The sequence below is a fragment of the Trinickia sp. genome, from assembly GCF_036503415.1.
GTDB lineage: Bacteria > Pseudomonadota > Gammaproteobacteria > Burkholderiales > Burkholderiaceae > Trinickia.
The window spans coordinates 1-7395 of sequence record NZ_DASXWY010000122.1; the positions used below are offsets into that span (position 1 = coordinate 1).

The 7395-nt window shown below is 62.5% G+C and carries 7 protein-coding genes; 3 read left to right on the forward strand and 4 right to left on the reverse strand.

Going from position 1 to position 7395, the window contains the following annotated elements; genetic code table 11:
- Nucleotides 1–668, reverse strand: a 668-nt coding sequence (locus tag VGL01_RS15610) for a creatininase (RefSeq protein ID WP_331570837.1), incomplete at its 3' end; no start/stop codon positions are given.
- Complete coding sequence (locus tag VGL01_RS15615; protein ID WP_331570839.1) at nucleotides 665–2110, reverse strand: cytosine permease; 1446 nt, start codon at nucleotides 2108–2110, stop codon at nucleotides 665–667. The genes VGL01_RS15615 and VGL01_RS15610, both read right to left, overlap by 4 nt.
- Nucleotides 2111–2359: 249 nt before the next feature.
- Here VGL01_RS15615 and VGL01_RS15620 point away from each other — a divergent pair, with 249 nt between their 5' ends.
- The 3 genes from VGL01_RS15620 (at nucleotide 2360) to VGL01_RS15630 (ending at nucleotide 4709) form a co-directional block, all read left to right on the forward strand.
- Nucleotides 2360–3022, forward strand: coding sequence for an FMN-dependent NADH-azoreductase (locus tag VGL01_RS15620; RefSeq protein ID WP_331570841.1), 663 nt, complete (start codon nucleotides 2360–2362; stop codon nucleotides 3020–3022).
- A gap of 52 nt (nucleotides 3023–3074) precedes the next feature.
- Entirely contained in the window at nucleotides 3075–3689 is a 615-nt protein-coding gene (locus tag VGL01_RS15625) for an urea carboxylase-associated family protein (protein ID WP_331570843.1), read from the forward strand.
- A gap of 102 nt (nucleotides 3690–3791) precedes the next feature.
- A complete protein-coding gene (locus tag VGL01_RS15630) occupies nucleotides 3792–4709 on the forward strand; it encodes a LysR substrate-binding domain-containing protein (RefSeq protein WP_331570845.1) in 918 nt (305 codons plus the stop codon).
- A 77-nt stretch (nucleotides 4710–4786) separates the two neighbouring features.
- On the opposite strand, the gene treF is transcribed toward VGL01_RS15630, so the two are convergent.
- Both treF and VGL01_RS15640 read right to left on the reverse strand, forming a co-directional pair.
- Nucleotides 4787–6568, reverse strand: coding sequence for an alpha,alpha-trehalase TreF (gene treF / locus VGL01_RS15635; protein ID WP_331570847.1), 1782 nt, complete (start codon nucleotides 6566–6568; stop codon nucleotides 4787–4789).
- Nucleotides 6569–6834: 266 nt separating this feature from the next.
- On the reverse strand, nucleotides 6835–7395 hold a 561-nt coding region (locus tag VGL01_RS15640; RefSeq protein ID WP_331570849.1), incomplete at its 5' end, for an SDR family oxidoreductase.

Consider the following 7395-nt stretch of genomic DNA (forward strand, 5'->3'; position numbering starts at 1 on the left):
GACAGGACGCCGCTCGACGGAACCCACGCGGTACGGGCCGGATACATATCGTAGACGGGGAACTGCGCGGGGCCGTGCCCCGGGATTCGGTCGAGCGAGACCAACTGCGGATAGTAATGCAGCATCATCGACGTCTCGATCACCGCGGCGTGCTCGAGCGCGATGCCGGGAAAGCCATCCGGAAAAACCGCATCGAGTGTTTCCTTGCGACAGAACTCCCAGTTCTCGGCCCGCATGACCTCCATGCCGGTGTGCTCCCCGATCTCACGCATCGCGAGTTCGATCCCTTCGGTGACGAACCACTGATTCTCGAAATGTCCGACGACGATCGCGAGACGCCTGACACCGTGACGGTGGAATTCACGTACCGCGTCACGGATCAAGCTGCTCAATGTCGCTCCGTCGACGCTGGTCGTGCCGCAGAAATGCTGACCGCCGCCGCTTCTCGGCTGCGATTTGTAGCCGTATGAGATTGCCGGCGCCACGATACCGCCCACCTCGCGCGCCACGTCTTCGCAGATCGCGCTCGCGAGCAACGCATCGGTGCCGAGCGGAAGATGGGGCCCGTGTTGTTCCGTCGCGCCGCACGGGAGAAATACGACCGATCCGGCTTTGACGCGCTGCTCGTATTCCATCCAGGTCATGTTGTCCATGCGCACGGGGTTCATGTCGAGCTCCTGTTGTCGACGAGCGGCGCCTGTGACGAGCGAACCTGGCGCCGTCCGAGATGAAGGAGGTAGTAGCTTCCGCCACCGACGGCGAGACCGGCGAGCCATGAAAGATCGATACCGCCCATCGCGATGGCGATGGGTCCTTGCATCGATTCGATGCTCCCGATCTGAAAGAGCCACGCTGCGAACACACCCAATGACAACGCGGCGACCCCGGACCATTTGATGTCTCCGCAGCCGCTGACGGTGTGGTGGCGGTATAACGCATCGACATCGATGCTGCCGCGACGGATCACGAAGAAATCCACGAGGACGATTCCGGCCCACGGTGCGATCCACACGACGAAGAACACCATCGTGTCTTCGAATGTGCTCGCGAACGTGCCCGAGCGCAGGAACAGATAGAGGATCAGAAGCGCGACGATGCCGGAGACGGCGGAAACGGCCCACCGCGGAACGCGCAGATCCAGCGACAGCGTAGCAAGCGCGGCCGAATAGATGACGACGATATTGGTCGCGACCGGGCCGTGGACGAGCACGAGCAGCACCGGAAGCGCCATCGCACCGAACGCGGCGACGATGAGCTGGGACGGATCGGTGCCCGTGCCTGCCGACGCGATCGCCGCGCCCAATAGCGCGAGCCAGACCGTCGGCAGGAACATGCCGAGCGACGTCGCGCGAAAGACCTGCCGGCTGGTCAACGTCGGCTTCGTGAAGCGCGTGTAGTCCGATGCATAGACGAGCCACGAAATTCCCCAGCCGATGCCGATCGCCGTCATCAGCTTGCTCATCGCGGATAGCTTGCCGATCCCGTGTGCCGTCGACACATGCCAGTGGATATCCACGTGCGTGAAGGCGAGCACGGTCATCGCGACCATGATGGCCAGCACGAAAGGCATCGTGTACCGCTCGAAATAACGGATCGCGTGAAAACCCCATGTCGCGATGCCGACTTGAATCACCATGACTGCCACGGCAATGGCATATTTGAGTTCGATGCCGCCGCCGATACCCATGCGATCGAGCGCCGCAACGGCGAGATCGAGCACGATCCACGTATTGATCGCCACCCAGCCCATCGGCATCAACACCTGCATGAGGGTGGGAAGCCAAGCGCCACGCCGGCCGAATGCCAGCCGCGAGAGCACCATTTGGGGAACGCCGCAGCGATGCCCGATCACGCACATGGCGCCGAACAACGCGCAACCCAGCACGTTGCCGATCACGATGACGAGAAGCGTCTCGACGAGACTCAAGCCGAGCTGGATGCCGATCGCGCCGAGCACCCAATTGATCGGCGCGACATTTGCGCCGGCCCAGATCCAGAACTGGTCGAGCTGCCCCGAGGTTCTGCTTTCGTACGGCACGGGTTCGATACCGTGCACATCGAATGTGCTACCGGTGCCCTCCTGCGCTTGCAACATCTGATTGTTCGACACGGCTGTCTCCTCTTCGAACGCTACGCTGAATCGTTGAGTACGTATTGGAGCGAAGACAAATAAACGGCGAAACCGATGATTTCTCAACCGGGGTTGAGAAAAACGAAAGACCCGCCATTCAACCCGCGTCGTTGAGATTTTCTCAACTGGCCCAAAAAATTCATCAATCGTGCGCGCGAACACGTCGTGGCTAAATCGGTGTTCCGGATCGATCCATCTCTTTCGTTCGGCAACAAAAAGGAGCACCCTATGACCACTCTTTTGCACATCGATGCAAGCGCACGCGGTGACCGCTCGCTCAGCCGCAGGCTGTCGGGCGCCTTCGTCGACGCCTGGAAGCAGTTGGAGCCAAACGCCACGATCATTACCCGCGATGTCGGAGCCAATCCTCCTGCGTTCATTACCGAGGAATGGATTGCCGCTGCCTTCACACCCGAGCAGGATCGGACGCCGGCGCAGCGCGAGACATTGCGCCTGTCCGACGAACTGATCGACGAAGTCGACTGCGCGGATGTGATCGTCATCGGCACGCCCATGTACAACTACGGGATGCCGGCCGCGCTGAAGTCGTGGTTCGACAAGGTGATCCGCGTGGGCAAGACGTTTACGTTCGACCTTGCTCGCGGCGACTTTCCGCTCGCGCCGATCATGTGCGGCAAGAAGCTCGTCATGCTCAGCTCGCACGGCGAGTTCGGATTCGGGCCCGGCGGCGTACGCGAAAAGATGAATCACCTCGATACCCATATCCTCACTTGCGCGCATTACCTGGGTGTCGAGGAAAGCCACGCGATCAGCATCAGCTATCAGGAATTCGGCGACGAACGACATCGAGCGTCGATGGCGGACGCCTTTGCCGCCGTCCCCGAACTGGTTCGCCAGTTGGCTGATGTCCGGGAGACTGCCAGCAGCTGAACACCATGCATCGAAGCAGGAGCCTCTGAATTTTCTCGTGGAGAAACAGCACATGAATACGACAACGGTTGGCCGTGACGGCACGCCTTTGCGCATTCCCGCGCGCAGCGGCGTGGCGGTCCGGCTCGCCAAAGGCGCGACGATCAAGGTGATCAACACACACGGTCATCAGGTCATCGATACCTGGGCGTTCAATGGGGATGACATCGGCGAGTCGATGTCGATGGAGCATAGCCGAGCATCGATGCTGAGGACGGTACCGAAGGTGGGCGACACGCTCGTCACGAATCATCGGCGGCCCATCCTGACGATGATCGAAGACACGACGCCCGGCGTGCACGACACGCTGATTGCAGCCTGCGACCGGCACCGCTACGCGCAGTTGGGCGTCGAGGGCCACCACGACAACTGCACCGACAACCTCGCCACTGCGCTCGCAAGCCTCGGCCTGACGGCGCACGATACGCCGTGTCCGCTCAATCTCTTCATGAACGTGCCGGTGCACGCGAACGGGCAACTGGAATTCGCGCCGCCGGTCAGTCGAGCTGGCCAGCACGTCGCCCTGCGCGCGGAAATGGACTGCATCGTCGTGATGTCGGCCTGTCCGCAGGATGTCACCGCAGTCAACGGCATGCTGCCGACCGACGCGCATTATGCAATTTACTGAATGCCTTGTTGCCGCGCTGCCTTCTGCCTGCTAAGCGCGGGCCGGCATTCGGTAGAATGCACTCACCGTAACCGGCCGACTTCGGAATGAGGGCGTTTCGCCATGCGCAAGTTGCCACCGCTCAATTCGATCCGCGCATTCGAGGCGGCCGCCCGCCATCAAAGCTTCACCGCGGCCGCAGCCGAGCTCTCCGTGACGATCACGGCCGTGAGTCATCAGATCCGGCAGCTCGAGGCGCGTATCGGCCACAAACTCTTCGAAAGAACGGGGCGTGCCGTGACGCTCACGCCGGTCGGCAAGACGATCTACCCGCTGCTCAGGGACAGCTTCGACCAAATGGCCCAGGCGTTCGAGATCGTCAATACGCCGACCAACGACGACTCGATTCAGATCTCGGCCACGCGAGCGTTCGCCGAGCGCTGGTTGATGCCGAGGCTGTCGCAGTTCAACGCGATCCACCCGGAAGTCGTGGTGCACCTCCACGGTTCGGAAAATATCGTGGATCTGCGGGCCGAGTCCATCGACCTCGCTATCCGGTATGGGCCCGTCAATGACGATCCACGGGATGCCTTGATTCTGGAAGATTGTTATCTGGCGGTCGCCGATCGAGGTATTTGTCCGGAGGGCCGGAATCCGACGATCGAAGACTTCCGCAAACATCCGCTGCTCGCCTACAAGTGGGCAAACAGCGCGTTGAATGCGCCCGACTGGTCGGCCTGGCTCGCGCGGGTCGACCACGATAAAACCGTTCACTTTCGCATGTCGTGGTACAGCGAGGAGATGCTCGCGCTCTACGCCGCCGAGTGCGGGCTCGGGCCGTTGATGTGCAGCAACGTGCTCATCGATGAGGAACTGCGTACGGGCCGCCTACGTCGGATCGAGGGTCCGTGTCTGCCGGGGTTTGCGTACCGCCTCGTCGTGCCGTCTTCAACTCGCCCCAAGAAAGGGCTTCGTCTTTTCACCGCATGGTTGCGTGAAGAGGCTCGCGTCTTTCGCGACCGATCCATTGCCGCCGGATAAGTTTTGAAGCGCCTTTTTTGCAGCATCGCTGCAATCGCTACATGCGGCGAAAAAACCGGTCGCTGTGTCGGAGGCGGTCAGCGCCGATCGCGCTTCATGGAAGCGCGCATGGGCGCGACAAACGCTGCGGCGCTCGAGGGTTTCGCAGCCGCGATGTCGACAGCGTTCGGATACGATGCCAATAGCACCCGCAGCACGCCGTTGGTCCAGCCGAAGCCGTCCTGCAGCGGATACTCGCCACCACGGGCGGCCGACGTATCGGCACTCACATCGTATTTTTCGACGAGTTTTCCCGTGCGGACATAGGCGGCGACATTGGTGCGAATCCAGCGCGTCGCGATCGTGCGCGCAAGCTCGTCCTCGCCATAGCGGCGCAACCCGGTCACCGCGAGATACTGCAGCGGCGCCCAGCCGTTCGGTTCGTCCCATTGCTGGCCGGTCTTGACTTGCGTCGTCGCCATGCCGCCGGGCCGAAGCAGTCCTCGGCGGATCGTCGCGGCGGTTTCGTGCGCCTCGTCGCGCGTGGCGACGCCTGCAAACAGCGGGTAGACGGCGGCAGCCGTCAATCGATGGGTGAGTGTGCGCTGGACGAATTGATAGTCGCCGAACGCCTTGATCTGCGGATCCCACAGCCAGCGGCGAATCGCTTCGGCACGTGTCCTGGCCCGCACCTCCAGATTCTCCGCATGCGCGGCATCGCCCTGGAGACGGTACGCCTTGGCCAGCGTCTTCTCGAGACCGTACATGAGCGAATTGAGGTCGACGGGGATCAGTTCCGTCACTTCGATCGAGGCGAGCGTGGCATTGTCGGCGAACCATCTCGAGCTGAAATCCCAGCCTGTCTCACCGCCGGCGCGCAGATTGCGCCATAGGTCGGGCGCGCCGCGTTGCGGGGTGGCGGCCGCAGTCGCCACGTCCTCGCGATACGATTCGTCGCGCGGCAGCGCGAGGTCGTCCCAGTAGCGATTGAGCAACGTGCCGTCGGGTAGCCGAACGACGTGGCGATAAGCGTGGCCGGGCGCGAGCTTGTCCGCGCCGTCCATCCAGTAGGCATATTCGGCTTTGAGTTCCGGCAGCGAATCCAGATAAACACGGTCGCCATCCTCGCTCGCGATGAGCCCGACCATCTGCGCGAAGAACGGCGGTTGCGAGCGGCTCAGATAATAGGTGCGATTGCCGTTGGGAATGTGACCGTAGCGGTCGATCAGCGTGGCGAAATTCTTGAGTTCCTCCTTCGCCAAGTCGTGCCGGCCGCTTTGTTCGAGGCCGAGCATGATGAAGTACGAATCCCAGTAATAGATTTCGTCGAAGCGGCCACCCGGGACGAGATAGGGCTGAGGCAGCGCCAGCAGAGACGACCATCGGCTCTCGACGCGGTCTGGGCCGCGGCGTAGCACGTTCCAGAGCGTGTCGATGTGCGCGACGACGTTCTGGTTCGGATCCGTTGCATAGTGGCTATCGCTGCCGGCCGTGGCGCTGAACCGCGCTTCCACGAATTTGCGCAGATCGAACCCGGGCTGGTCCCGCTGGGCGGCGAACTCGGCGACGATCTGCTGCGGCGGTGCGTTCGGGATCATATCGGCGAACGTCTTGCTATCCGGAAAAATCCGGGCAAGCTCCACCGCGCGATAGAGCTCGCCGTACAGCGCGAACGGAGATGCCGGCTCGACGGGAGAGGGCTGGGCGTGCGGGTTGACCTGCGATGCCGCGATCGGCGGCGATTGCCGGGCGACAGCGCTCGAGTAGGGCGACGCCTCGATCGGCTGCGCGCCGTAACAGACGCTGAGCGCAACCGGGCTCGCGGACAGGGTGGCCGTAAGGCTGGCTGCTGCGAGGCGCCGGGCGAGGGAAAGCGACATATGCGGTCCTTGGCGATTGGGCCCGAGCGCCTGTCACCGGCGCGCTCGCAGCAACGATGGGGTGCGTCGGCGAGCCAGCAACCCCTGTTCCCACTAGGTGGCGGCCGACGACGAACGTCTTCGTGAGGCCAAGAAAAAGCCGCGCGCACGCAACGCGTGGCGCGCGGCAAATTCCGTCCGGTGGCTGTCCGCGTCAGGAGTGTTGGCGCGGCGCCGGACGGGGGCGGAACCGACGTGCGGCAACGATGCCGCGAAGCATCGCGGCGCTATTGCAGATGCTGTCCACCGTTGATCGAGATGTTGGCCCCGGTGACGAAACCAGCGTCGTCCGAGCACAAATAGGCAATCAACGCGGCCACCTCCTCGGGTTGACCGAGTCGGCCGACGGGAATCTCGGGCAGGATCTTGGTCTTCAAGACGTCCTCGGGTACCGCCATGACCATACGCGTTGCGATGAAGCCCGGCGATACGGTATTGACCGTCACCCCCTTGCGGGCCAATTCGAGCGCAAGCGACTTGGTAAACCCATGCATGCCCGCCTTGGCCGCTGCATAGTTCGTTTGCCCGAAACCGCCTTTGCAGCCGATCACAGACGAAATGTTGACGATGCGCCCCCACCCGCGGGCCGTCATGTCCTCGTACCACTGCTTCGTCATGTTGAAGACCGAATCGAGATTGGTGCTCACCACGGCATCCCAGGCACCCTTGTCGAGCTTCTTGAAACTGGCGTCGCGCGTGATGCCGGCATTGTTGATGAGGATGTCGATCGGCCCGATTTCGGAGCGGATCTGGGCGGCACAGCGCACACATGAGTCGTAGTCGGCGAC

Bases quoted from the DNA above. Each gene is read 5' to 3' on its own strand.
- VGL01_RS15620 (WP_331570841.1), top strand. From the start codon at position 2,360: ATGACCACTCTTTTGCACATCGATGCAAGCGCACGCGGTGACCGCTCG.
- VGL01_RS15625 (WP_331570843.1), top strand. From the start codon at position 3,075: ATGAATACGACAACGGTTGGCCGTGACGGCACGCCTTTGCGCATTCCC.
- VGL01_RS15630 (WP_331570845.1), top strand. From the start codon at position 3,792: ATGCGCAAGTTGCCACCGCTCAATTCGATCCGCGCATTCGAGGCGGCC.
- treF (WP_331570847.1), bottom strand. From the start codon at position 6,568: ATGTCGCTTTCCCTCGCCCGGCGCCTCGCAGCAGCCAGCCTTACGGCC.